Annotated in this window: 16 protein-coding genes; 2 read left to right on the forward strand and 14 right to left on the reverse strand. The window is 34.5% G+C overall.

Features of this window, described 5'->3' with window-relative positions:
• Positions 1–54: 54 nt before the first annotated feature.
• The 4 genes from BFJ87_RS06475 to BFJ87_RS06490 all read right to left on the reverse strand — a co-directional run bounded on the left by BFJ87_RS06475 (position 55) and on the right by BFJ87_RS06490 (position 8,530).
• Positions 55–1,791, reverse strand: coding sequence for a RagB/SusD family nutrient uptake outer membrane protein (locus BFJ87_RS06475; protein WP_077401624.1), 1,737 nt, complete (start codon positions 1,789–1,791; stop codon positions 55–57).
• Positions 1,792–1,808: 17 nt separating this feature from the next.
• Positions 1,809–4,976 carry a SusC/RagA family TonB-linked outer membrane protein gene (locus BFJ87_RS06480; protein WP_077401626.1) on the reverse strand — a complete coding sequence of 1,056 codons (3,168 nt, stop codon included), beginning with the start codon at positions 4,974–4,976 and terminating at the stop codon, positions 1,809–1,811.
• A gap of 408 nt (positions 4,977–5,384) precedes the next feature.
• Positions 5,385–6,866 carry a sulfatase family protein gene (locus BFJ87_RS06485; protein WP_077401629.1) on the reverse strand — a complete coding sequence of 494 codons (1,482 nt, stop codon included), beginning with the start codon at positions 6,864–6,866 and terminating at the stop codon, positions 5,385–5,387.
• A gap of 11 nt (positions 6,867–6,877) precedes the next feature.
• Positions 6,878–8,530, reverse strand: a complete 1,653-nt coding sequence (locus BFJ87_RS06490; RefSeq protein ID WP_077401632.1) for a sulfatase — start codon at positions 8,528–8,530, stop codon at positions 6,878–6,880.
• 296 nt (positions 8,531–8,826) lie between these two features.
• Between BFJ87_RS06490 and BFJ87_RS06495 the strand changes: the two genes are divergently transcribed.
• Entirely contained in the window at positions 8,827–9,285 is a 459-nt protein-coding gene (locus BFJ87_RS06495; protein ID WP_077401635.1) for a (2Fe-2S)-binding protein, read from the forward strand.
• A gap of 1 nt (position 9,286) precedes the next feature.
• Complete coding sequence (locus tag BFJ87_RS06500) at positions 9,287–11,467, forward strand: xanthine dehydrogenase family protein molybdopterin-binding subunit (protein WP_077401638.1); 2,181 nt, start codon at positions 9,287–9,289, stop codon at positions 11,465–11,467.
• Positions 11,468–11,548: 81 nt separating this feature from the next.
• Here the strand turns inward: BFJ87_RS06500 and BFJ87_RS06505 are convergent, their stop codons facing one another.
• From BFJ87_RS06505 to BFJ87_RS06550, 10 genes are all read right to left on the reverse strand, one after another.
• Positions 11,549–13,654: a glycoside hydrolase family 127 protein gene (locus tag BFJ87_RS06505; protein WP_077401641.1), complete on the reverse strand. Its 2,106-nt coding sequence runs from the start codon at positions 13,652–13,654 to the stop codon at positions 11,549–11,551.
• 19 nt (positions 13,655–13,673) lie between these two features.
• Entirely contained in the window at positions 13,674–15,128 is a 1,455-nt protein-coding gene (locus BFJ87_RS06510) for a sulfatase (protein ID WP_077401644.1), read from the reverse strand.
• A gap of 152 nt (positions 15,129–15,280) precedes the next feature.
• Entirely contained in the window at positions 15,281–15,601 is a 321-nt protein-coding gene (locus BFJ87_RS06515; RefSeq protein WP_077401647.1) for a VOC family protein, read from the reverse strand.
• Between the two features lie 17 nt (positions 15,602–15,618).
• The gene (locus BFJ87_RS06520; RefSeq protein WP_077401650.1) at positions 15,619–18,846 is read right to left on the reverse strand and encodes a glycoside hydrolase family 2; all 3,228 of its coding nucleotides are present in this window, start codon (positions 18,844–18,846) and stop codon (positions 15,619–15,621) included.
• Positions 18,847–18,852: 6 nt separating this feature from the next.
• Entirely contained in the window at positions 18,853–20,910 is a 2,058-nt protein-coding gene (locus BFJ87_RS06525; protein ID WP_077401653.1) for a DUF5696 domain-containing protein, read from the reverse strand.
• 19 nt (positions 20,911–20,929) lie between these two features.
• Positions 20,930–21,574: a bifunctional 4-hydroxy-2-oxoglutarate aldolase/2-dehydro-3-deoxy-phosphogluconate aldolase gene (locus tag BFJ87_RS06530; protein ID WP_077401655.1), complete on the reverse strand. Its 645-nt coding sequence runs from the start codon at positions 21,572–21,574 to the stop codon at positions 20,930–20,932.
• Positions 21,561–22,511: a 2-dehydro-3-deoxygalactonokinase gene (locus BFJ87_RS06535; protein ID WP_077401658.1), complete on the reverse strand. Its 951-nt coding sequence runs from the start codon at positions 22,509–22,511 to the stop codon at positions 21,561–21,563. Before BFJ87_RS06535 ends, BFJ87_RS06530 begins: the two co-directional genes overlap by 14 nt.
• Positions 22,512–23,960: an aldehyde dehydrogenase family protein gene (locus BFJ87_RS06540; protein WP_077401660.1), complete on the reverse strand. Its 1,449-nt coding sequence runs from the start codon at positions 23,958–23,960 to the stop codon at positions 22,512–22,514.
• Complete coding sequence (locus BFJ87_RS06545; RefSeq protein WP_077401663.1) at positions 23,935–25,101, reverse strand: mandelate racemase/muconate lactonizing enzyme family protein; 1,167 nt, start codon at positions 25,099–25,101, stop codon at positions 23,935–23,937. The genes BFJ87_RS06540 and BFJ87_RS06545 overlap by 26 nt, the downstream gene beginning before the upstream one ends.
• An 85-nt stretch (positions 25,102–25,186) precedes the next feature.
• Complete coding sequence (locus tag BFJ87_RS06550; RefSeq protein ID WP_077401666.1) at positions 25,187–26,200, reverse strand: L-rhamnose/proton symporter RhaT; 1,014 nt, start codon at positions 26,198–26,200, stop codon at positions 25,187–25,189.
• Between the last annotated feature and the right edge of the window lie 85 nt (positions 26,201–26,285).

Genomic DNA, 26,285 nt, shown 5'->3' on the forward strand with positions numbered 1-26,285 from the left:
TAGTGTTTACAAATAAACTAACTCAAACAATTGAGAACTAAACTAATTTTATTGTTAATAACCAAAGTTTTGTACCATTGTTGGTGCTTTTTCTACTTCGGATGCAGGTATAGGTAGGTAGTAGTGCTGTGCCATCCATGGTCTTTGTACTACAGTTACTTCTTCACTAGTTTCTGTACCATCTGCTGCCTTAGTCCATGAAAGTCCTTTAACATCAAAGCCTAAATGATCTTCATTCATCCATCTTCTTTCATCAAAAAAGTTGTGACCTTCAAAACAAAGTTCTATACGTCTTTCTCTTTTAATAGCTTCTAATAAATCTGTTCCAGATGCAGTAATATTTGGCTGTAATGCTCTACTAGACACTTTGTTTAAAAATGTAGTAGCCGTTGCTTCATCACCTAAATGGTATTGGGCTTCTGCATAGTTTAAGTAGATTTCTGCTAGCCTGTATAAAATATAAGGACGTTCTGGAGATATACCAGTTAAACCATCTACCATACCTTCTTCATTTAATGAGCCAACTGTTTCATCTTGAAATTTTCTGATATTATACCCGGTTTTAGAAGAATGTTGTTGGTTTCCTAGTCCTTCAGGAGAATCTAAACCGTGTGGGTTTGCATTGGTGTCATCAGATAAAAAATACTGTACTTTACGACCTCTAAATTCTGCGCCATTAAAATTTAAATCTGCATAATATCTCATTTCTCTACCATCATTAGGGTTTGCAGGATCAAAGCTAGCATCGCTGGTAGTTGTGCCATCTGCCATATTAAATTGTAAGGCAAAATTGTGTGTTGGTGCAGCTAATGCCCAACCGCTGTAACCACTAGGAGTCATTGCTTGGTCTGGTAAAGAGTTTGCGTCCGTACCAAAATCATAGTATAAAGCACTGTAAGGTCTTGCAAAGAGAATATCATTGTTAGGAGATAAAAATAAATTTTGATATTCTTCTGCGTCTGCAACTGCAATTAAATCTCTTGCACCAACTAAGTCTATTATTGCCTTAGCTGCATCTGCCGCATCTTGCCATTTATTAGGTTTAGTATAGGTATAAAGTGGATCATTGCTTGGAGCAAAGGCAGGATCATGTAATTTACTTGCTGCATACAATAAGGTTCTAGATTTTACAGCTAAAGCAGCTAATTTAGTTGCTCTACCAAATTCGCTACCAGGTCTTGTTTCTGGTAAAACAGCGGCAGCGGCATCTAACTCTTTAACAATAAAATCTACACACTCTTCATAGCTATTGCGTACCAATGCAAAATCGTCATCTATACCAAGAGCATTTTCTAAAATAGGAACACCGCCATAAAAACGAATTAATTTACTGTAGATATTAGCGCGTAAAAAACGCATTTCTGCTTTTAAAACAGCTACTTTTTCTGGGTTGGTTTTCATTGCGGGACTATCATCTACCTTGTCTAAAAACTCATTAGCTAAACGCACATAATCCCAGTAGTTGTCCCATTTTCCGTTTAACATACCAACAGTACCTGGTGTCATACCTGCTCTAAGTCTAAATTGGTCTAATAATTTAAAGTTAAAAATAGCCTCGTAAGAACCTACTTCTAAATTAAACCTACGTCCCCACCATTGTCTTTTGTTAACGCCCCAACTCTCTGTACTGTTGTACACTGTATACACAAGCCTCTCTAATTGTTCTGGGTCGTTATATATTAAGTCTTCTGCAAAGGCGTCTGTAGCCTCTACATCTAATACATCATTACAACTAGACAAACTAAACAAGCCAATTGCTATAAATGCATATATTAATTTTAAATTTTTCATATCTGTATTTTTTTAAATTAGAAACTAAAGTTTACACCTAGTGTATATGTTTTTAAAGATGGGTAAGTACTACCTCTAAAGTTGTTGTATCCTGCTGCTTCTGGATCTAGGCCTAGCTTGTATACATCAGAAAACATTGTAAATAAGTTAAGTCCTCTTGCAAATATTTTTATATCACAAAACTCAATTTTATCCTTTGGAATAGTATAACCAACTTCTATTTCTTTTAGTCTTAAAAAGGATGCATCTCTAAGCCAAAAATCTGCTCCTTGAAAGTTTTCTGGATTACCACTTTGGTTTCCGCTAAATTTATCGTCTTGTCCAAAAGCTCTTGGGTATCTGGCATCTCTGTTTGTAGGTGTCCATCTTTGGTTAAACACATATTCTGGTTTTGCACCAGCCTGATCAAAAAACACTAACATTTTAGCCTCTGCTTGTCCTTGAAAAAGGAAACTCATATCTACATTTTTGTATTTAAACCCTCCGTAAACACCATATTGAATTTGTGGTATGTTAGAGCTGTAATCTCTAACTCTGTCATTAGCATCTATTTTACCGTTACCATCTGTATCTAAATAAATTGGTTCTCCTTCTATAGTACCATTAAGTTTAACATCTGTAGCATCTACTTGTGCTTGATCTCTAAAAATACCTGCAGTTGGGTAAGTTATGTAAGAGTCTATAGAGTATCCTTCTCTTTTGCGCCATTCTGGTACATCATTAGCTTCTGCCAAAAACACAACTTCATTTTTAGCTTTTGTAACGTTACCACCAATGTTATAGCTAAAATTATCGTTTACTTGCTGGTTCCAGCCTAATTCTAATTCCCATCCAAAGTTATCTACTTTACCAATGTTTTCTGCTGGTAATGTTAAACCAGCTGCATCTGGTATAGCAGCTGCTCTTGTAACCAATATGTCTTCTCTGTTTTGGTAGAAGTAGTTAAAGTCTCCTGTAAGTTTACTATCAAACATAGAGAAAGCAATACCTATGTTTTTCATATAAGCAGTTTCCCATGTAATATTTGGGTTAGGCACATTATCTGGCGTATAACCGTTGTAACTAACACCTGGTGTGCCAAAAATATAGTAGTTAGGGTTTGCAACATTTGTTGCTCCGCCATAGTTAAAACGAGTTAGGTATTGAAAAGCTCCAATACGGTCGTTACCCATTTTAGCCCAAGAACCTCTTAGTCTTAAATCAGATAACCAGTCTGCATTGTCTAAAAAAGATTCTTTATTAATTGCCCATGATGCGGCAACACCTGGGAAGGTACCGTATCTTTTTCCAGGGCCAAAGTTACTAGAGCCATCATGACGAATTGTAAAGTCTACAAAATATTTCTTTTTATAATCGTAAGAGAAAGATCCAAAGTAGTTAACTCTTCCCCATTCTTGAGATGTACCAAAAGATTGCTGACCATCATCACTACCGGCAAATAACTCTGTGTGTTCTTTAGTTGGAAATCCTTGGCGCTGTGCCCAAAATTGCCTTTGCTCTGACTGTGCTTGCTCATAACCAACAAATGTGTTAATTGAGTGATTTTCACCTATTTTTTTATTGTAGTATAAAGTTGCATTTGCTTGTACTTCATCAAACTTCCAGAAACTTTCTCTAAGTATTCTTTCACCACCTCTTTGAGATTTACCTGTGGTTGGTACATACTCTCCTGTAGATTCCTGAAAAGAATAAACCGTCCATGGTGTATACCATGATTTTTGATCGTTATTTTGTCTACGTACACCAACAAAAGTTTTAAACGTTAAACCAGGAGTAATAGATTTTAAATCCCAATCTAAAGAAAAACGTCCTCTTAATGTATTGTCTATTCTTTTAACAAAGCCAGATTCGTTGCTAGACATAACGTATGGGTTAGCACCATTTTCTCCTCCCCAGCCTGGTAATCCGTTAGGGTAAATGCCAACTTCTGTAGGTTCATTAGTGTAAATGTGCTTATATATAAAATTATCATCTACACCTGGCTCTTGGGTGTTTCCAAATCTTCCAGAAAGGTCTACACCTAATTTTATATTGTTTGTTAATTTAATATCTAAGTTAGAACGAACTTGGTTTTGTCTAAATCTTAAGTCACCAGACTTAAATAAACCAACTTGCTTTATAAAGTCTCCACTAACAAAATATTTGACATCTTCACTACCACCAGAAATAGAGATTGAGTTTCTAGATTCTGGAGATGTTTTAGCAAAAGTTAAATCGCTCCAATCTGTGCTAGGAAAATTTATAGGATCTGTACCAGATGCGTAATTATTTATTTGCTCTTGGGTAAAACGAGGAGCTTGCCCTAATCTATCATTAATTTCATTCTCGTAAATTGCATATTGCTCAGACGACATAAGGTCTGGTTGTACAGAAAAAGATGATAAGTTATAGGATGATGAAATATTAATTTTTGGCTTGCCAGATTTACCTCTTTTTGTTGTAACTAAAATTACACCATTTGCCGCTCTGGCTCCATAAATTGCCGCAGCACCATCTTTTAGGATAGTAATAGACGCTATATCTTGTGGAGATAATTGAGAAAAAGTTCCTGTTACAACACCATCTATTAATATTAAAGGCGAGTTGTTATTTAAAGTAGATTTACCTCTTATTAATAAAGATACGTCTCCTGTAGAACCAGGATACCCACCTCTATCATTTACAATTAAACCAGAAACTTTACCAGCTAAAGACTTAGCCAAATCTTTGTTTGAAGTTTTTTCTAGTTCCTCGCTTTTTATAGCACTCACAGAACCAGTAACTTCTCCTTTTTTACGAGTAGTATATCCTAAAACAACAACTTCTTCTAGATTTTCTGCATCTGTTGCCATTGTTACATTAATGGTAGTTTGGCTACCTACTGTTATTTCTTGTGCTTTGTAACCTATATAAGTAAATATTAAAACAGGATTATCTCCTTCTACAGTAATGCTATAATTACCATCAAAATCTGTAGTGGTACCATTTGTTGTTCCTTTAACAACAATACTAACACCTAGCATTGGGCCTAATTCATCTGTAACTGTACCTGTTATGGTTTTTTGTTGTTGTGGTATAGTTGTATTAGTTGCAGCAGTAGCATTTAAAGGTATAGTTAATAAACTAAATAGTATTAGTTGCGTTAAAAGCAATTTGTTAGATAGGAGAAAATATTTTCCTATTTTTTTGATTTTTGGTTTTTTCATAATTCTGAGTTGTTACGTTAGGAGTTTTTTAGTTACATAGTGTTTTTGCTATTTGCTTATTTATATAAGTATAGCTTTAGTAGTTTTAGTTTTTTTAGATATGAAGCAGTACATTGTTTTTAACGTAATTTCAAACAATAATAATGAGCATATCATAAAAATTAGTTTCATAATTCAAAAGAAGTGTAAAAAACAGGGTGTCTATTTATCAATTTTACCTTTCGATAACATTATTTTAACCTTTTTAATTAAAAAGGGGCTATTTTAGGGTAAAGAGGAGTATTTTGGGGTAGGTAACCGCTATAATTAATTTTTAGAGCGTTAATTGTTTCGTTTACAGCACCTAACAGTAAGCATAAAAAACTCCTTAGTTGTATAAGGAGTTGGTGTTAAAATATATGTTTGTATTTATTTGGGTACTGCAAAAGTATTATTAAAAGTTGCCATTGTACTGTCTTTCCACATTTCTTGCAAATAGGTGGGGTCAAACCACAGTGGTTTTGTGTGGCTTTTACTCCATTGTTCAGCATCGTTTACAAGCTCTTTTATTATATCTGGATGTGTTGCGCTTAAATCGTTTTTTTCACCTATATCTTCCGTAATTTTAAAAAGTTTCCAAGGTTGTCTATTAACTTTTAGGGCTTTCCATTCGTCTCTTCTCGCAGATACATCTGTATAACCTTCTCTGTGGCGCATAGCAAATAAAGTTTCTTTATTGTGTGGGCCTTCATTAGCTAATATAGATTCCCAAGCATTTTTTCCGTCTAAAATTTTATCATTAGGAACCTTTGCTTTTCCTAAATGGGCTAACGTAGGGTAAAGGTCTAAGCTTGTAATAGGAAAACTGTATTTTTCTCCTTTTGCAATATTTTTTGGCCAATACATAAACATAGGAACGCGATAACCACCTTCCCAAGTATCTCCTTTTCTTCCATGTAATGGAAAATTGGTTGCTCCGTGGTCTGTATTTCCGCCGTTATCACTTAAAAATATAATTAATGTATTCTCTAATTGATGCGTTTCTTTTAAGGTGTTTACAATAGTGCCAACTCCTCTATCTACAGCATAAACCATAGCGGCATAAGTTCTTCTATCTTTATCTTTAATTTTTGAAAATTTTGCGATGTCTTCTTCTTTAGCTTCAAGCGGTACGTGTGGTGCATTGTAAGCTAAATACAAAAAAAACGGTTTCTTTTTATTTGAAGCTTCTTTTACAAACCTAGATGCTTCTCTAGAGAAAGCATCAGTTAAATATTCTGTTTCTTTAACTTCTTTACCATTATGTTCTAGCGGAAGTATGTAATCTCTAATTATTTTTTTCTTAGCTTTTTTTTGTTTTTGGTACTGTGCTTGGTATTGCTCAGGAAAATAATTGTGACCACCACCTAAAAAACCATAAAAGTCTGTAAAACCTCTTTGGTTGGGATGAAACTCTTCTGTGGCGCCTAAATGCCATTTTCCAATAGCTCCTGTGTAATAGCCAGACTCTTGTAATGTTTTAGCTATAAATTGCTCTTTGGTATCAATTCCTTTGCCTAAAGATTCTCCGTTAGCAGGTAAGTTAAACTGAGAGCCTATTGTATGTGGATACCTGCCCGTTAATAACGCTGCTCTACTTGGTCCGCAAAACGGATGTGCTACATAAGCCGATGTAAATATGGTTCCTGCACTTGCTAGTCTGTCTAATTCATGTGTTTTAATATCTGTGCTGCCATTAAAACCAACATCAGAATACCCTAAATCATCACAAAGAACCAATAAAATATTAGGTTGTTCTGTTTCAGTTTTAACGTCTGTTGTTTGTGCTATATTTTTTGGTTTGTTGGTGCAGCTTAATGCAGTTAGTAAAACTGCTAATACAAGTGTCTTTGAGTGTTTATTAAAAATCATACTCTTAATACTTAGTTAAGTTGTGCTAAATTGCCTTTCCAGCCTTTGTTAAATTGTACAAGTAGCTTTTCTACAATTTCAGGATTTTCTTTAGCTATATTAATTGTTTCGTTAGGGTCGTTTAAATGGTTGTATAGTTCTATAAAAATAGGTTTTGCGTTTTTGGCTTTATAATCTTTCCAAACAATAAATCTATATTCTTTTGTACGCATAGAGTAGCCCATTAATTTATTTTCAAACAAATCTCTATTCCATTTATCTCCTTGTTGTTTTTTTATCTTTTCTTCAACTTCTTTAATTAAAGGGCCAAATGAAGTTTCTTTCATCCCTTTAGATAATGGGTTAGCTGCCCATTCTCTTAATGCAGGTGTGGGAAACTGACTAAAAACAGCTTTTTTCCAATCTAAATTTGGGTTACTTAATAGTGGTTTAAAACTTTGTCCTTCTACTGTTTTAGGAGTAGGTACATTAACCAAGTCACATAATGTTGGGTACATATCTACCAACTCTACTAGTGCATTTGTTTTTTTGCCTTTTATTTCTTTTGGCATATTTGGAGTGTTAATTAGTAAAGGCACTCTTGTAGCAATTTCATAGTTTGTTGCTTTGCCCCAAATGCCCATATCACCAAGGTGCCAGCCGTGGTCACTCCATAATATAACTATGGTGTTGTCTCTTTGTCCAGATTCCTCTAGGGCTTTTAACATACGTCCTATTTGTGCATCTATATAACTTACACAGGCTAAATATGCGTGTTTTAATTTTATAGCTTGTTCATCTGTAATATCTCCTTTTTTAGGAATGTCTGCCCTAGCTCTTAACTCAAAAGAAGCGTGTAGCCCCATTGCAGCCCCGTCTTTTGGACCTTGCTTTTGTTGAGCCAATTTTATATCATCTTCGTTATACATATCCCAGTACTTTTTAGGAGCTAACCAGTCTAAGTGTGGTTTTTTCATTCCTAATCCTAAAAAAAATGGTTTGTTAGGGTTTTTGTTAAGCATATCTTTTAAAGTTGCTATAGCAAGATCTGTGTTATAACCATCTTCATATTCATTATCAGGATAATCTGCAAACTCATAAGCCGGACCTTTACCTAGTCCATTACGTAATGCATTTTCTCCGTACTTGGCTACCATAGCAGCGCTATTTTCTTTATGCAATTTTATGTTTTCTGGTAATTTAAAGCCAAATTTCGGCTTTTTACTAGCGCTCATTTGGCTATGTGTTACTGGCTTTCTGCTCCATGATAACTTAGGGTCGTTATATTTGCCGTGGTAAATTTTGCCTGTGTGTACGGTTTCATATCCGTTTGCCCATAATTGCTGAGGTAGTGTTATAATATCTGGGTTAGCATCTCTAAAATAGGTAAAGTTTTCTACTACGCTTATGCTTTCTGGTCTGGCTCCTGTCATTAAACTAGCTCTAGACGGACTGCATATAGCTTCTTGGCAGTATGCATTGTTAAACTGTAGACCATTTTTAGCCAATGCATCTATATTTGGTGTAATGGCAATGTCAGAACCATAGGTGCCAAGTTCTGGGCGTAAATCATCTACAGCAATAAATAAAATATTTGGCTTTTTTTTGATTTCTTTTTTTGTCTCTTTTTGTGATTGGCAACTACTTATAAATAAAAGTAGTAGTAATAATTGCACGTATCTCATTTATGTATTTCAAAAAAGTTAATATTAAGAACTATCAAAATAACCTAAAAGAAGCAATAAAATATTGGTTTCGTTTATCCGTGCCTTGCACTATTTTACCTTATTTGTAATTAGTATTACTATTTTTACTCTAACTGTTGGCTTATTAATAACCTGATGGTTAATTTAAACTTTATCTTAATTACTGCTTTATTGGTAAAATAAAGTGTTAATAGGTTAATTATAGCGGTTTGTTGTACTTATTTTTGTGTAAATTTAAAACTTAGACATCTTTACAAAACTAAATATTAAGATTTATGACCAAGCTAAAAATTAATGGAGAAACACATACGATAGATGTAGATCCGGATATGCCTTTGTTATGGGCAATAAGAGACATTATAGGTTTTACTGGAACTAAATTTGGTTGTGGCAAAGGTTTTTGTGGTGCTTGTATGGTTTTAATGAATGGTAATGCAGTAAATTCTTGTCAGTTGCCTGTTTCTGCAGTAGGAGATAACGAGTTGATTACCGTTGAGGGACAGACAGAAAATCTTCAGTTGTTACAAAAATCTTGGGCAGAGCATAATGTTCCGCAATGTGGTTTTTGTCAGTCTGGACAATTAATAACAGCAACTGCATTGCTAAACGGTAATAGCAACCCTTCTGATGAGGATATAAATAATGCTATGGTGCGTAATATTTGCCGCTGTGGTACATATCCGCGTATAAAAAAGGCTATAAACCATTCTGTAGAATTAAAAAACAAAGGCTAGTATGAAAAATGTAAAAAATGTAAGTCGTAGAAGTTTTTTAAAAGGATTAGGTTTGGCTTCAGGCGGATTAATAATTGCTTCTGGAACAACGCTTTTTATTGGCTGTGAACCTAAAGAAGTTGTAGAGTTTAATCCTAATTTATTTGTTCAGCTTAATTCTGATGGTAATCTTATTTTGGTTGCCTCTAGATCAGAAATGGGACAAGGTGTGCGTACGTCTTTAACGTCTGTTATTGCAGATGAAATGGAGGCAGATTGGGATAGAGTAAGTATTAAACAAGCTGTAGGAGATGTTAAGTACGGTGATCAAAATACAGATGGCTCTAAAAGTGTACGTCTTTTGTATGAAGAAATGCGAAAAATTGGAGCCGCTACAAAGGCAGTTTTAATTGCTGCAGCAGCTAAAAAATGGGAGGTTCCTGCATCAGAATTAAAAGCAGAAAACCATTTTGTTATAAGTAATAGTGGTAAAAAAATAGGATTTGGAGAACTTGTAGAAATCGCTAAAACTATAGAAGTTCCCAAAGATGTTGTTTTAAAAGATCCTAAAGATTTTAAATTTATTGGTAAATATTTACCAAGCAAAGATGTAGAAAACTTATCTAACGGAAGTGCTGTTTTTGGTTTAGATAAGCGTTTAGATAATATGAAATTTGCAGCAATAAAACGTTGCCCAGTTACTTTTGGTACAGTAAAATCTTTTGATAAAACTGAAGCCTTAAAAATTGCAGGTGTTATAGATGTTGTAGAAATCCCTAGGGTAGAAAAACCTTTTGGACCATTAGGAGGTGTAGCTGTTGTTGCTACAAATACTTGGGCTGCTTTTAAAGGTAAAGAGGCTTTAAAAGTAGAGTGGGATTTTGGTGCAAATGCTAATTATGATACTGAAGAGTATATGAAACAGATAACAGCTAATGTACAGAAAAAGGGAAAGGTTGCTAAAACGGTAGGTAATGTAGATTCTGCATTTAAATCTGCAACAAAAACTATAGAAAGTACATACCAATTGCCACATTTAGTGCATACACCTATGGAGGTGCCTAATGCTGTTGTTTGGGTACAAGAGAATACGTGCGAAGTTTGGGCTCCAACACAAGAACCACAACGTACAAGAACAGAAGTTAGTGCTTTTTTAGAAACAGATGAAAAAAATGTAACTGTTAATGTTACGTTTTTAGGAGGTGGTTTTGGTAGAAAATCCAAGCCAGATTATGTGGTTGAAGCTGCTGCGGTATCTAAGGCAATTAATGCTCCTGTACAAGTTGTATGGTCACGTGAAGATGATATACAACATGGTTATTACCACACCATTGCAGCACAATATATGAAAGGTAGTTTGGATAAAGACGGAAAAGTAACTGGTTGGTTGCATCGTTTTGCGTTGCCTTCTATAGCGTCTACTTTTGCTCCGGGAACTGTAGATCCTGCTCCTTTTGAAGCTGCTAGTGCTACAAACGTACCTTTTGAGATTCCTAATATGCAGGTAGAAACAGGAGAAGCACCAGCGCATGTTAGAATTGGTTGGATGCGTTCTGTTATAAACATACCACACGGTTTTGCTATTAATGTTTTTGCTGATGAGTTAGCTAATGAAGCAGGAGTAGATCCGCTTGAGTTTAGATTAAATCTTATTGGTAGTGACCGCATTGAAGATACTAAAAATGAATATAAGTATGATACTGCTCGTTTAAAACACGTGCTAAAGCAGGCTGCTAAAAATGCAGATTGGGGTAAAAAATTACCCGAAGGACATGCAATGGGACTTGCAGTGCATTATAGCTTTTTATCTTATGTTGCGTCTGTGGTTGAGGTATCTGTTGTAAATAATAAAGTAAAAGTACACAACATACATTCTGTTATAGATTGTGGTTTGGCTGTAAATAAAAATACAATTACGGCACAAATGGAAGGTGCTGCTATTTTTGGTATGTCTTTAGCCTTTTACGGTAAAATTACAGCTAAAGATGGCGCTATAGAACAAACTAATTTTGGTGATTACCAAATGTTACGTATGCCACAAGCACCAAACATACATATAGAAATTGTAGAAAATAACGAAAAACCAACAGGTGTTGGTGAGCCAGGGGTACCAGTTATTGCACCAGCTATTGTAAATGCAATTTTTAAAGCAACTGGTAATAGATATAGAACATTACCGCTTAAAGATTATAAATTAGTTTAATACACTATAATTAACACAAATTAAAAAAGGGGATAAGTTGTAAAACTTATCTCCCTTTTTTTTACTAATAAAAACTAAATCTTATTCCCAAACAACTGGTAAAAACACCGTCATTTCGCTCTCTTTTTCATTATTTCTGTTAGACCATGCATAGTATGGTACAAATGTAGTGTTGTACTTTTTCCATTGTGGCTTGTTTACTTTGTGATACATTTTATCTGTTTTAGCAGCGTCTTTACGTAATAAAACATTACCTGTTATAGCAGATACACCACCTAAAAAGTCTGGTCTATATTCTGATTTTAATTGAGAAGCATCACCTTTAATAAATACATCTAAAATACTAGTGTTTTTTGGTAAATCTGCAGATTCTACACAATATACAAGCGGACCTCTTTTTATAGCTACTTGATTACGTACTTCTTCAATACGTTCGTGGCCTTCAACAAAATTTATATCTAATGGCATAGCAATGCGTATAACGTCACCTTTTTTCCATTCACGATTAATTATGGCAAATTCACCGGCTTTTACGGTAACACCAGCATCTTTATCATTTACAAAAACTTTTGTGCCTTCTGCCCAATCAGGAATTCTAACAAGCATATCAAAAGGAGTATTTTTACATTCTTGCATTGTTATTTTAACATCTCCATTCCAAGGGTAAGCGGTCTCTTGCTTTAATTTTATTTTAGACCCATCTGTAAGTGTTGTATTTAAAGTGTTGCCTCCATAAAGGTTTACAGCAATACCATTTTTAGATTTACTATATGCCCAACCAGATACTTTTGCAATAGTACGTACCAGGTTTGGAGGACAACAAAAACAGTCTAAATAAGCTTGTCTTGTTGGAAATTCTGTATTCATTTTACTGTAATCTCTAGAGCCGTGTATAACTCTAAGTGGGTTGGCATAGTAATACCTGTCTCCTTCTAAATTAATGCCAGATAAAGCACTGTTGTATAGTACGGTTTCCATAATATCTGCATATTTAGATTCGCCATGTACACCTAACATACGATAGCTAAACATAGAGTTACAAACATTAGCACATGTTTCATTATACGCGGTCATATTAGGCATCATATACTCGTCAATAAAGCCTTCTTCTATCTTATCTCTGTTGGTAGATGCTCCGTAGTGAGTTTGACCCACGGCACCAGTTACATACATTTTTTTTAGTGCAACATTCATCCATAATTTATCTAAAGCATCAATTAAAGCTTGTTCTCCTGTTTCTGCATATACATCTGCTGCGCCTGCATAGTAGTACAATGCTAAAACGGCGTGGCCAACTGCTTCATCAGACTTACGTAAAGGAGTGCGTTCTTGTACCATATCTCCAATAGGATATCCTTTAGTTTCTGGCGTTTCTGCAACTTTATAAGCACCTCTATTGTTTATAAATTTTTCAGCTAACTCTAAATAGCGTTTGTCTTTTGTGGTTCTATACAATTCTACCAAGCCCATTATTTGGGTTTGATTAAAACCAAAACGGCCATAACGCTCATCATCTGTCATAAATAACGAGTATAGTAAATCTGCGTGTTTAACGGCAATTTCTAAAAAATTGGTCTGTCCTGTAATTCTGTAGTGAATACAAGCGCTGGTTAATAAGTGACCAGAATTGTACATTTCATGAAACTTTCTGTTTTCATACCTAGACCTATCTTTGTTTAGTTGTATTTGTGTTTGTAGGTAGCCATCTTTTTCTTGTGCTTTCCCTATAATGTCTATATAGCTATCTATTTCTTTTAGTAAAGCTTCATCTTTGTTTTGTGCATAAACATACATTGTGGCTTCCATAAATTTATAAAAGTCGCCATCATGCCAATGCATTCCTTTGTGCTCACCATCTTTTAAGCCAGCTGCAATTTTAAAGTTGTTAAGTGCGTGGCCTGTATCACCAGTTAATAAACTGCGCATGTACGGAACCATTTTTGTTTCGGCAATTTTAAACTTATCTGCCCAGAAGCCTTCTGTCCATTGGCAATCGCCCATATCTATACTTTTAAAAGCAACATGCGGACTATTAGCATTGTTAATAATACCTGCATTAGAATCTAGATTTAAAGCCAAATCTTTACTTTCTGTATTTGCAGTAACTACCGTGTCTTTTGTTTTTTCTTTTTGGCCGCAGGATGCTAGTACCAGTGCGCTAAACGCCAAAATTGTGATGTGTTTCATATATTAAGTTGAGTTATAGTTAGTTTTCTATTTTTTTATATCCGTTACTTTCTTTTAAAGGGATAGTGTATTGTTCCATTTCTTTTTTAACCATTTCTGGAGTTCTGTAACGGTCCATACGGTCTATGTCATAATTTTCAAAAGACCTTTTAAGCATCCACAAAGGTCGCTGAAGGGTAGATTCCCATTCAAACATTTTTTTAAACATAGATGTTACCTTTTCAGGATGTTTAGATGCTATATTATTTTGTTCTGCAGTGTCTGTAGATAAATCATATAACTCAGCCGGTCTGTCTGCAAATCTTATTAATTTATAGTCGCCTTCTCTATAAGCTAAGCGTACTTCTTTTTTCCAGAATAAAGTATTGTGTGGTCTGCTGTTGTTTTGTCCGTTAATGTATGGCAGTAAGTTAACACCATCTATATCCTTTAAATCTGTAACATTGCCGCCACCTGCTGCGTAAAAAGTAGGAAGTAAGTCTAGTGTGCTTACTGGAAAGTTGTATACAGTTTTAGATTTTATTTGTTTTGGCCAACTTATTAAAAAAGGAACTCTAATGCCGCCTTCTAAATGGTTAGATTTTGTACCGCTTAATGGTAAATTTAATGATGCGTTTTTGTCTGTTGGTCCTCCGTTATCGTTTGAAAAAACAACAATTGTATTTTTGTCTAAACCAAGTTGTTTTAACTTGTTTAAAACAGTGCCACAAGCTCTATCTAAAGCCAAAGTCATAGCGGCTAATTCCTTTCGTTTTCCTGTTAAATTAGGAAATTTATCTAGGTCTTCTTTAGTTGCTTGCATTGGCGTGTGTACCGCATTAAAGGCTAAATAAATAAAAAACGGATTGTCTTTATTTTTTTCAATAAATGATACGGCTTCTTTAGCTAGGGCATCTGTAACATATTCTGTTGGTTCTTGAAAATTACCAAAACCTCTTTCCATTCTGGTATCTGGGTGAGCTTTAGTGACATCTTCATAACCAAAGTAATTACGAGCACCACCTCTAAAACCATAAAACTCATCAAAACCTCTCTTGGTTGGGTGGTAGCGGTCTGCATCACCTAAGTGCCATTTGCCGTACATAGCAGTTTTATAACCTAGTTTTTTTAAATAATCTGCTATGGTTAATTGGTCTAAAGGTAATCCCATATCATCTGCTAAAAATTTAGAGTTGGCGCTCATATAACCAGGAACGTTTATTTCTTCATATCCAAAGCGTTGTTGGTATTTACCCGTAATTAACCCAGCTCTAGATGGTCCGCAAGTTGCATCTGTAACGTAACCTTGTGTAAATTTTGCTCCAGATTTTGCTAGTTTATCTAAGTTAGGAGTCTTCATTACTTTACTGCCTTGAAAACCAAAATCTGCGTAACCAGCATCATCAGAAAATAAGAAAATAATATTAGGTTTCTCTTGGGCTTTTACTGTAATTGCTACTGTTAGTAGTAGAATATAAATTATATTTTTTTTCATTTTATTAAAAATCACTGTTAAAAATGAGTGAATTGGAACAAATTAAATGAAAAATACGTTAATGAGATTAATGCATATTACCTTAGTGTAGCATTATTTTAACTCTAAAATATAGTTTTATGTTTAAAATAGAGTTATTTAAACTAAGTGTGTTAGTTGTTAACTTCCATAAATTCTACAGGAGCACCGTTATGTTTTATAAAAGCTACCCGTACACCTTCTCCAGGAGAAAAAGTATCAACTAAAATATCTTTGCCTTGTAAAGCATCTTCCATATTATCTACAAAATAAGCTACGTGTGGTACAGTGCGCATTAGTTCTGGCATTGGGCTATTAGCATCAAACTTTACCCATTCAATATTATAAGGATCCTTGTCAAATTCTGTATAATGAATTTTTCCAGGCTCGTAAAATCCATCCCAATTTTTTTCTTCTGTAGTAGGTATGCCTATGTGACTAAATTTGTAATCCATAATTTTAAGTTTAACTATTATTGTAATGGCTGAATAAGAAATTGAAAATTATACTCGCCAGATTTTAATGTGTATTTTGGTAATAAGTGAGATAGTGTGCCTCCTAAACCAGTTTGCGCATAGTCTATATTTAGCGTGTAATAACCTTGTGGAGTAAGCTCATACGGATGTTTTGCTTGTTCTATATTTTCTGATGAATACGGCCAAACAGAAAAACTAAATTTAGGTACACCTACTATTTTAATTCCTCCTTTTTTCCCGTTTGTTAAATTTAGCCAACGCGTTTCTGTTCTGTTACCGTTTTCTTGCGGCATTACATAATTGGTGAACATAGCATCTGTTTTGGTATGGTATTCTCCAATTTCAGAATTTCGTTTACGATCACTATAATTCTCATACGGGCCATTTCCGTAATAACTTGTGTTTTTTAGTTGTTTGTTAATCCCCATTGTTAACCCAATTCTAGTAGGAGCTGGTAAAGATTTACTAGCTTGGGTGTTAAAAGAAATTAGCACAGTAGCATCATTGTAAATAGTATAAGTAGTTGTAAAACTTAGTTTGTTATTTACCTGTTGTTCGCTTATAACTTTAATAGATTTTTCATCTTTTTTACTAATAGTAACTTTAGTTGTTTTAACACTGTCTAAAATATTTTTCCAAAACTGTCTGCCTTCTTTAAGTTTTTTGCTGCTAGCACCTCTAATATCATTATCTATAGGTGGTCTGTAAAAATTTGGTTTTAAAGGAGATATAATTTGTTCTTGTCCTTGGGTTATATAGGAAGATAATTGACCATTTTTTTTAGATATTCCTACCGAAAAATTAGCCCCATTTACTGTAATAGTATTTTTATTTTCTAAAATAGAAATACTTTTTTTAGAGGTAGAAATATGTTTGGTTATAGTGCTCTTTGCTTTAAGTGATAATTGCTCTTTAGCAATTAAATATCCCTTTTTTGCCCACAAACGATCTTTTGTTTCATGTAGTGATAGGCGCAGCCAGTAATCTGAATTATTTTTTAAATTACTTTTATAGGGAATTGTAACTATGGCTGATGAAGCAGCCGCTATGTCTTGACGGGGAAGTTCTCCAGATTCTAACTTTTTTCCGTTTTCATAAACACTCCATTTAATAGTGTATTTATCTAAGTTTGTAAACGTAAATCTGTTTATAATTCTTACTTGCTTGTTTTCTTTATCTGCAGTTTCAAAAACCACAGGCTGAAAAACATATTTTGCTTCCCAAGCGTGTGGGTTAGGTGTGCGGTCTGATGCTAATACGCCGTTTATGCAAAAATTATGGTCATTAGGAGTGTCTCCATAATCACCGCCATAAGCGTAAAAGGTATTGCCATTTGGGTCTTTTTTCTCTAATCCTTGGTCTACCATATCCCAAATAAAACCTCCAATTAAGTTTGGTTTAGCTCTAATAACATCCCAAAACTCACCTAAGCCACCCATAGAATTTCCCATAGCGTGCATATACTCGCACATAATTATGGGTCTGTTTATATGTGCACTGTTTGCAAGATTTTCTAATTGAGATTGATCTGGATACATTCTGCTAATAACGTCTACATAGGCAAGATCTGTTGGGTTTGCCATACTAGGCCAATTGTTAGATGTAAAACCGGCATTTTCTACGTAATTAGGGTTGTTTGGGTCTCCTTGGGCTCCTTCATAATGTATAAATCTTGAGCTGTCATAATCTTTTATCCAGGCAGAAGCTGCCGCAAAAGCGGGGCCAGTACCAGACTCGTTTCCTAGAGACCAAGATATTATACTTGGGTTGTTTTTATCACGCTCCACCATACGGTAAACTCTACTTAAAATAGGTGCCGTCCATGATGGTGTTTGTGGTATGTAACTACCTAGGTGATGCGTTTCTATATTAGCCTCACTCATAACATAAATGCCATACTCATTGCAAAGCTCTATAAAATACGGGTCGTTTGGGTAGTGAGATGTACGTACAGCATTAAAGTTATATTGCTTAATTAACTCTGCATCTTTACGTAAATCTTCTCGTGTTAATGCTTTTCCTCTTGTTGGGTGGTGGTCGTGTCTATTAACACCCATAAGTTTTACAGCTTTTCCGTTGATTAATAGTTCGTTTTTTTTACTGAACTCAACTTTTCTAAAGCCTATTTTCTGACTTCTAGATTCTACTATTTTTCCGTTAGGATCTTTTACATTTAATACTATGGTATATAAATACGGGTTTTCTGCAGACCATTTGTTTGGCATTCTAATATCTGCTTCTAACAAACCAAATTTTGTAATGTCTCGTGCAGGCCATCTTTCATTATAAATAGTGCTAACGGGAACTTTAATTTCTTTGTCTAACACCTGTTTTTTATCAGCATTAAATAACATTGCAGTTATAGTCCAGTCTTTTAAATTCTCTTTATTTTCTTTAACCCAAACTTTAGGTCTAATTTGTAGTTTTGCATTCTCTATATTGGCATCAAACTTAGTTTTAATATAAAAATCGTTAATTGCTATTTTTGGTTGCGCCATTAATAGTACCTCTCGGTGAATACCGCTTAAGCGCCACATATCTTGGTCTTCTAGGTAACTGCCGTCACTCCACCTAAATACTTGTACTGCAACTCTGTTTTTAGCTCCAGGTTTAATGTAGTTTGTTATATTAAATTCTGCTGCTAAGCGACTTCCTTGACTGTAACCTACTTTTTCCCCATTTACCCAAACGTAAAATGCAGAGGATACACCGCCAAAATGAAGAATTATGGATTGATTGTTCCACTCTTTTGGAACTTCAAAATCTCTATAATAACTGCCAACTGGGTTATCTCTGTAAATTTTAGGAGGGATGGGAGGTTGTGGTCCTCTCCAGCCGTACTTTAAATTTGGATCTTGTATGTTAGGTGTAAAAGGATATGTAATATTTGTGTAAATGGGTTGACCGTGGCCTTGTAATTCCCAATTGGATGGTACGGGAATAGTTGTAAAGTCTTTGCCGTTAAAATTTTTTGCGGTAAAATCTAATGGTCTATCCTCAGATTTAGCAGTATATTTAAATCTCCAAATACCGTTTAAAGACTTTACTCTTGCTTTGTCTCTATTACCTTCTAATGCGTCTGTAACATTTTGGTATGAATAACTGGCAGTACGAGCTACCATTTTGTTGGTCTCGTAAATATGCTCATTCTCCCAATCGTTTTGAGCAACTATAGCTTTGCATAGTAAAAGAGCGACTAAAAATGGGGTTAATTTAATTTTCATAAGTTGTTAATCTTGCACTAAGCTAACTTTAAAACTTCCTTTGCTAATTTCTCCGTTTTCTCTTATTATGTAATATCCGTAACCAGGAATTATTTGTCCGTTTTCTATTTTTTGGTCTACATTACCCACATTAACAATTACACTGGTTCCATTAGAAAATTTAGTGCGTTGTACTTTAAAATCTGAACTTAAATATTCATGGCTTTTCAATTCTGCATAAAATGTTTCTTTATGTATTGGAGCTACTAATTTATTAGCCATTTTAATCATATTAAACATACCTTCAAATTCATACGGAGCAAAGAAAATAGTTGTTCCTCTTCCAAAAAGTATGCTACGTAATGCTTTTATTCTAAAATCACCATTACTAGTAACTTCATTATCTGGATCTTGTATTTTGCCAAAAGTAGCTATTGCATCATGGTAAACTAGGCTAAATAATGGTGCTTTTTTAGATATGGTAGATAGTGGAGCACTTTCTAAATAGGTCATACCTTCAAACATATCAAAATAAGGAATCCAGGCTTCTTGACCGTGCTCTGTACCGTTTACAAGGTTTAGAGAGTCTATATATTTGGCTAGAGCAATACGGCCCTCTTTCCCTTTTTCTCTGTACGCAGCAAACGTAATATCAGTAATATCTGCTTTTAAGTTTAGTGTTTTTATTTCTTCAGTAATGTGTTTTTTAGCTAAACCTAACTGATATTTACTATCTACACGTGCCCATCTACTATTGGTTTCTTGTAATTTACCATTTGCATCTTTCCACATTAATTCGGTTGAGAAATCTGGATCGTTCTCTAATAATGCAGAGTAGGAGTGGTATGAAGAGTATAAGTAACCATATTTGTTAGTTAAATCAACAGCTTCTCTAAGCTTTTTAACACCACCAAGCTCATCGCTAATTGGCCAATTATTAGGTACGTAGTTAGAGAACGTGCCCCAGGCATGTATAAATGCATTGTCTACGTTTAAAGTGTCGTGTATTGTAGTAATCATATCTTTTAAATCATCAAAAGTAAAAGCCATACCGGGCATATTTACATAATGAGGATAACCGCCATAAATACCAAAATAGATAGAACCTGGTAGCTTATCTACATCTGGGTTTCTGGCTAGTTTATCTTTTAAAGAAACAAAATGGCCACGTTTTTTAGCTTCTTTTCTGTATTCTTTAGCCATATCTACATAATCTCCTTTAGGAATAAAAGAATACGTTATACCTCCAATTGTTTGGTCTGGCTTAGATATGTCCCATACAGGATCTAAAAACTGTATTCTTTGGTAGGTAGACATTTCGCCTTTTGCATTAAATAAGTACTGACCGTTGTTATTTATATTAAAAAATAGTTTTGGCCTTACGTCATTATCAATAATACCAACTACTGCAGATTTTTTATTGTAGGTTCCCCACCATGGCATAGATAATCCTGTGCCGTTATTAAAAAGCTCTAATGTGCCAATAGATTTATTGTTGTACGTAGTGTCATCCCATTTGCAAAAACGGCCACCATTCATAGGGAAAATATAAGACGGGCAAATAATACCTTGTTTTTGTGGTATTACCGCTGCGCCTATATCTTGGTCTGTTTTTAAACTAAAGTGCCGAGATGGGTACCTAAGATCTATTAACTTATGGTTGCTAGATGTGTAACTTATAATTTCTGCTCTTAGCTTAGATGTTTTGGTGTTTAAGCTTAATTGAGTTTGTATAGTTACGCCTTTAGCTACAGAGCCGTCTTTAAAAGTGGGATTACTAAATGTTATTACAACCGTATTTTTATCTTTTTTGGTAAGTTCTATTTTTTTACTGTTAGATATGTTTACTGTTTGCTTAGCTTTTTTACTGTCTAAAAGTGTTAATAAACCAGCTGCATTTTCCCAGGGATCTGGATTCCATATTTGGCCAGAATTTTTCTCGACTACGGTAAAATTACCACTTTTGTTTTCTACAGTTACCTTTATGTTATTGTCCTCTAGAGTTACTGTTTTTTGTGCAAATGAAGCATTAAAAAACAATAAGGTTAATATGGAAAGTGCTGTAATTTTTATTCTTATTTTCATAGTTTAGTCTTGTTGTGGTTTATAAATATGCTTCAATTTCTTCTTTAATGCTTTTAAAATGATTTGCTAAACCGTTAAAATCTTTGTTATTAATAAGCTCTTTGTCTAGTAATGAGCTGCCCATGCCAACTCCTGTAGCGCCAGCAGCAAAAAAAGATTTTATATTTTCTTTTGTTACTCCGCCTGTTGGTAGCAGTTTTATTTTGTTTAGTGGAGCTAAAACATCTTTTATGTAAGTAGGGCCTAATTGCGTTGCAGGAAATATTTTAACGGCAGAAGCACCTAAAGACCAAGCTTTGTAAACTTCAGTTGGAGTAAAAGCACCAGGGAAAATAGGAATTTTGTCTGCTACGGCTTTTTTTATTACTTCTTCATTTATTATTGGTGTTACTATAAACTGAGAACCAGCTGTAACAGCCGTATTGTAATCTTCTATTGTGCAAACAGTACCAGCGCCAACATTTAAATTAGGAAAATTAGATTGCATTGTTGCTATAATTTCTGCTGCGCTAACAGTGTTCATTGTAATTTCTATAGTAGACAAACCAGCTGTAACATACGCTTTTGCGATACCTACAACTGTCTCTAAAGGTAAGCCTCTTACAATACCTACAATAGGAGCTTTATTATATAGTTTCCAATTAAAAGGTTTATTTGTTGTCATACTGTAATAAAATTTTCTTTTGACCTAACAATAGAGCCTTCTCTAGAACTTTGTCATCTAAGAGAATTAATTGTTTTGGATTAATTATTTGTTTTAACGCTAACTTATATAGGCTAAAAACTGGGTCTGGAGCCACTAAAAATATGTTTTCTGTAGTTTGCTGTAAGTAGCTAATTTCATCGCCAATTAAAAGTCCACTTAAAAAATAATAGTTTTCTTCTTTTGTTTTTGTTTGAAGTAAATCTTTAGCTCTAATTGAAAATAAACTAGCACTAAATTGCCCTTGCAGTCCAAGTGAAACGCCTTCTAAGAAAGGTTTCTCTAATACAGTTGACGAGGTAGTACTAACCGAATTAACTAAAATGCTTTTTTTAGAAAGCACCTCAAATAACTCACCAGTCATATAATTTTTTAGTTCTGTGTAAACTTCATTATTGTATGTAATGTGTTTGCTGTGTGTTCCGGGTAGTAAAAGAATCCCTTTTTTGTATTCTTTTAATTCTTGTTCTAATCCTATGGCTTGTATTTCTTCGCCACGCATCATTCCAGAACTAGTTTTTGCGCCAGAAATTAAAAGTATTTCTAAATTATTTTTTAAAACTAAATGCTTCCAAATTAAATTATTTCCGCAAGCATTAAGAGGAAAATCTGCATAGTTAAGCTCAAATAAACCAATATTAGCAGATGCCATACCTGCAGCAACAATTATATGTTTTTGGTGTTCTTTAGGCAAATTAGATATCTGTTCTTTTAAGTAGTCTGCAAAAAATAGAGTTTGTTCCTTATCACTTTGCTTTAAAAATTTTTCATAAAGCAATTTTATACCACAATATGTTTTGTGTTCTGCTAAAATTGTTAATGTAGTTGTTTCTACAACTCGTAATCTAAAATTAGAAGTTCCCCAATCACAGCTAATAAAGTAGTTTGGTAATGCCATTTAGTTTAGTGCTTTTGTGACTCTTTTTTTAATTAAGTAATCATCTAACGCATAGGTAGAACAGTCTACACCAATACCACTATTTTTAACACCGCCATGTGGCAAGTAAATATCGTACTTTACTCCGTTTAATTGCACTTCTCCAAACTCTAACTTATCAGAAAAGTATTGAAGAGTTTCTTTGTTTTTAGAAAACACATAAGAGGCCAAACCTGCGTCTGTATTGTTTGCGTACTCTATAACTTCTTCTTTAGTAGAAAAAGGAACAATAGTAGCTACTGGCCCAAAAATTTCTTCTTGTAAAATTGGAGCTTCAGGGTTATTTAGACTTACTACAGTAGGTTCAAAATAATAACCAGGTTGCTCTAACGCTTTTCCTCCACATTCTATTTTGCCGCCTTCTGCTACTGCTTGTTTTAGTATGCGTTCTACTTTTGTTACAGATTGTTTGTTGGTTAATGGACCCATTTCTGGTTTGTTTTCTTTACCAAAACCAATGGTTGTGTTTTTAAATTTTTCAACCATACCTTCTGTAAACTCTTTAAGAACAGAAGTGTGTATGTAAAACCTGTTTGGAGCAACACATATTTGCCCTGTGTTTCCAACCTTTAATGCAGCGCCTATATTTATGGCTAACTCTAAATCTGCATCGTCAAAAACAATAAAAGGAGCATTGCCGCCACACTCCATACTGTATCTTTTTATAGATGTTTTACTACTTTGTTCTATTAACTTTTGTGCTGTTTCTGTAGAGCCAATCATAGTAATTAGTCTCGGTATTTTACTTTCGCATAAAGGTATGCCTACGTTAGAAACATCACCACAAATTACAGTAACTACACCTTTTGGAAAATTAATCTCGTGACAAATTTCTCCTATAATGTATGCGGATAAAGGTGAGAATTCTGATGGTTTTAGTATAATGCTGCAACCAGCTGCCAGTGCTGGACCAAGTTTAAAGCCTAGATTTAATAGTGGAAAATTGTAAGCTAAAAAAGCAACAGCAACACCTAGTGGTTGTGAAACAATATGGTGTTCATGAGTACCATCTTTATCTTCTATTTCTATATTGGTACGTTTTACAATTTCTTCTGAGTAATATTTTAGTGAATTTGTAATACTTGTAAGGTCTTCTTCGCTTCCTTCCCAAGTTTTTCCCATTTCATGCATAATACTACTGCGTAGTAAATCGCTATTTTCTATTATTTTAGTTCTTAATTTGTCTATCCAGTTTAAACGTTCGGTTATAGGTAGGTTAGACCAGTATTTAAAACCTTCCTCAGCGGTTTCTAATGCATACTCAGTATCTTCTTTGCTTGCCCAAGCAAGGTGAGCAACAGCTTTTTCATCAGCAGGGCATATTACATCAAAAGATGCTCCATTAGAAGCATCTCTTAACTCGCCATTTATGTACAGTTTTTTATTACCGAATTTCAAATCTTTTTTCATTGTAGTGTGTTTCTTTATCAAGGTATTTTTCTAACTCATCCATATTTACATCTACACCTAAACCAGGAGTGTTAGGAACGCATAATAGTCCGTTATTAATGGTAAGGTCGCACTTTGTAACAATATCTCTTAGGGCATTTTCAGATCTGTCTAATTCCATAGTTGGCAGATCGTTATACATTCGGCCTGGGTTTTTGTCTAGGTTGCCAACAAAATGGGCGGCAGCACTAATTGCAATCCAAGTGCCCCAAGAATGTGGTACAATATCTTTATTAAATACTTGAGCTAAGGTTGCAATTCGTTTGGCTTCTGTTAAGCCCCCAGACGCACAAATATCTGGCTGAGCAATATCTACGCATTCGTTTTCTAAAAGTCGTTTAAAACCAAACTTTAGATACTCACATTCGCCACCGGCAATAGGAATAGACGTGCTTTTTCTTAGTTTTTTATAACCTTCATAATCTTCTGGAGAAACGGGCTCTTCAAACCAAGAAATATTATACTTCTCTACTTTTCGGCAAAGTTCTATTGCTTCTTGATAACTGTAAGCGTGGTTTGCATCAATCATCAATCTAATGTCATCTCCAATAGCTTTTCTAATTGCGGCTACATACTTTACATCTTCATTAATACTTAAGCCAACTTTCATTTTTATTGCTTTAAAACCTTGAGATTTATAGAGTTTGGCTTCGTTTATTAAAACTTTTTCTAGGTCATCTACTCGTGTAAAATATAAGCCAGTAGCATATGGTTGTATGGTAGGGTTTTTTAAACCGCCTAAAAGCACTGCAACGGATTTATTTAGTAGTTTTCCCTTAATGTCCCACAAGGCAACATCAATAGCGCTTAAAGCAGCTTGTAAACTTCCACTTCTGGCGTAATCCATAGATCTTCGGTACATTTCTTGCCATAATACCTCGTTTTCTATAGCCTTTTTGCCTACAATAAAAGGTTTAAAAAATTCTATACCGGCTTTAATTACACCCGCAGGGCCATAGCCTTCTCCCCAGCCATATGTTCCGTCTTCTAATGTAATTTTAACTAGGCATATTTTTCTGGTGTTGTATTGCCATTGCGAAAAATAAAAGGGTGTATCCAACTCGTGGCTAATTACGTAAGGCTCTATGTTTTTTATTTTCATACCAAAGTGGATTTTTAGACACCTAAGAGATTTGATAAACAATTAGGGGTGTATTTTTATAATTATGGTTAATGTGTGTTACAATCTAATAATTGGCATATCCTAAAATGCATATAGCAGTTATAAGTATTGCTAGGCCTCCCATTAATAGTTTAAAAGGACCATTAGCATTTTTCCATTCGCCTGCTCTATATGCCCAAAAATTACTTATTATAAGAGCTAAACCTAGTAGAATTGGCCAGCCAATAACAGGACCTAAATCTCCCATTAAGGCTGCGCCTTGCCCGTATACACCAAGAGCAGCAAACCAGAATATCCCAGTAGCAATTGCCCATATGTATGCTTTTTTGCTGTTTTTTACTTTAAAAGAGCTCCAAGTGTTATTTTTAACTAATCTAAAAATTGCATAGCCACCATTCATTGCAAAAGCGCCAATTAAAACAACAACCCATGAAGCTAAACTTGCATTTTGTGTGCTAACATCATAATTATCTACGGCTATTTTTGCTACAGGAGCTGCATTAGAAAAACCTACATTTAAAAATGCAGATAAAACACCAGATGCAACTGCAATTAAGACACCCAGTTTTATAGATTTGTTAGTTGTGTTAGAATCGTTACTGCTTTTAAGTTTATCTCTTTTAACACCAGCAACAGCTGTAACGGCCACACCAATTAAAAGTAAAAGTACGCCTGTTAAAATAATAGGAAAAGAAGGTTCCGAAAATGCACCTTCAATTTGAAATAGCGGAATAATGCACCCCATAGAAGCAGCTAGTCCCATAACTATACCGTATGTAATAGATATTCCTGTTTTTTCTACACTAACACCAAAAAGAATACCTCCAATTCCCCATAAAAAGCCGTATAATGCAGCGGTCCAGAACGTGCTAGAATCTGTAGCTGTAATAACGCTATACAAATCTGGAATTACAATAAATGCCCAGATTACAGGAACTGCAATCATAGCAACAAAAGATTGTATTAGCCACCAAGCTTCCCATTTTAATGGTGCTATGTATTTCATTCCTAGTCCAAAAGTTCCTTGAAAAAAGCTCGCAAATATGACTAAGATAATTGCTAATGAATAAGTGTTCATTTAATGAGTGGTTTTTGTGATAGTTGATTTGAATAATGAAGCGCAAATAATTTACTTTTCATTTGTATATCACAAAGAAACCTTA

Origin of the sequence: Cellulophaga omnivescoria (genome assembly GCF_001999725.1) — a bacterium.
Lineage (GTDB): Bacteria > Bacteroidota > Bacteroidia > Flavobacteriales > Flavobacteriaceae > Cellulophaga > Cellulophaga omnivescoria.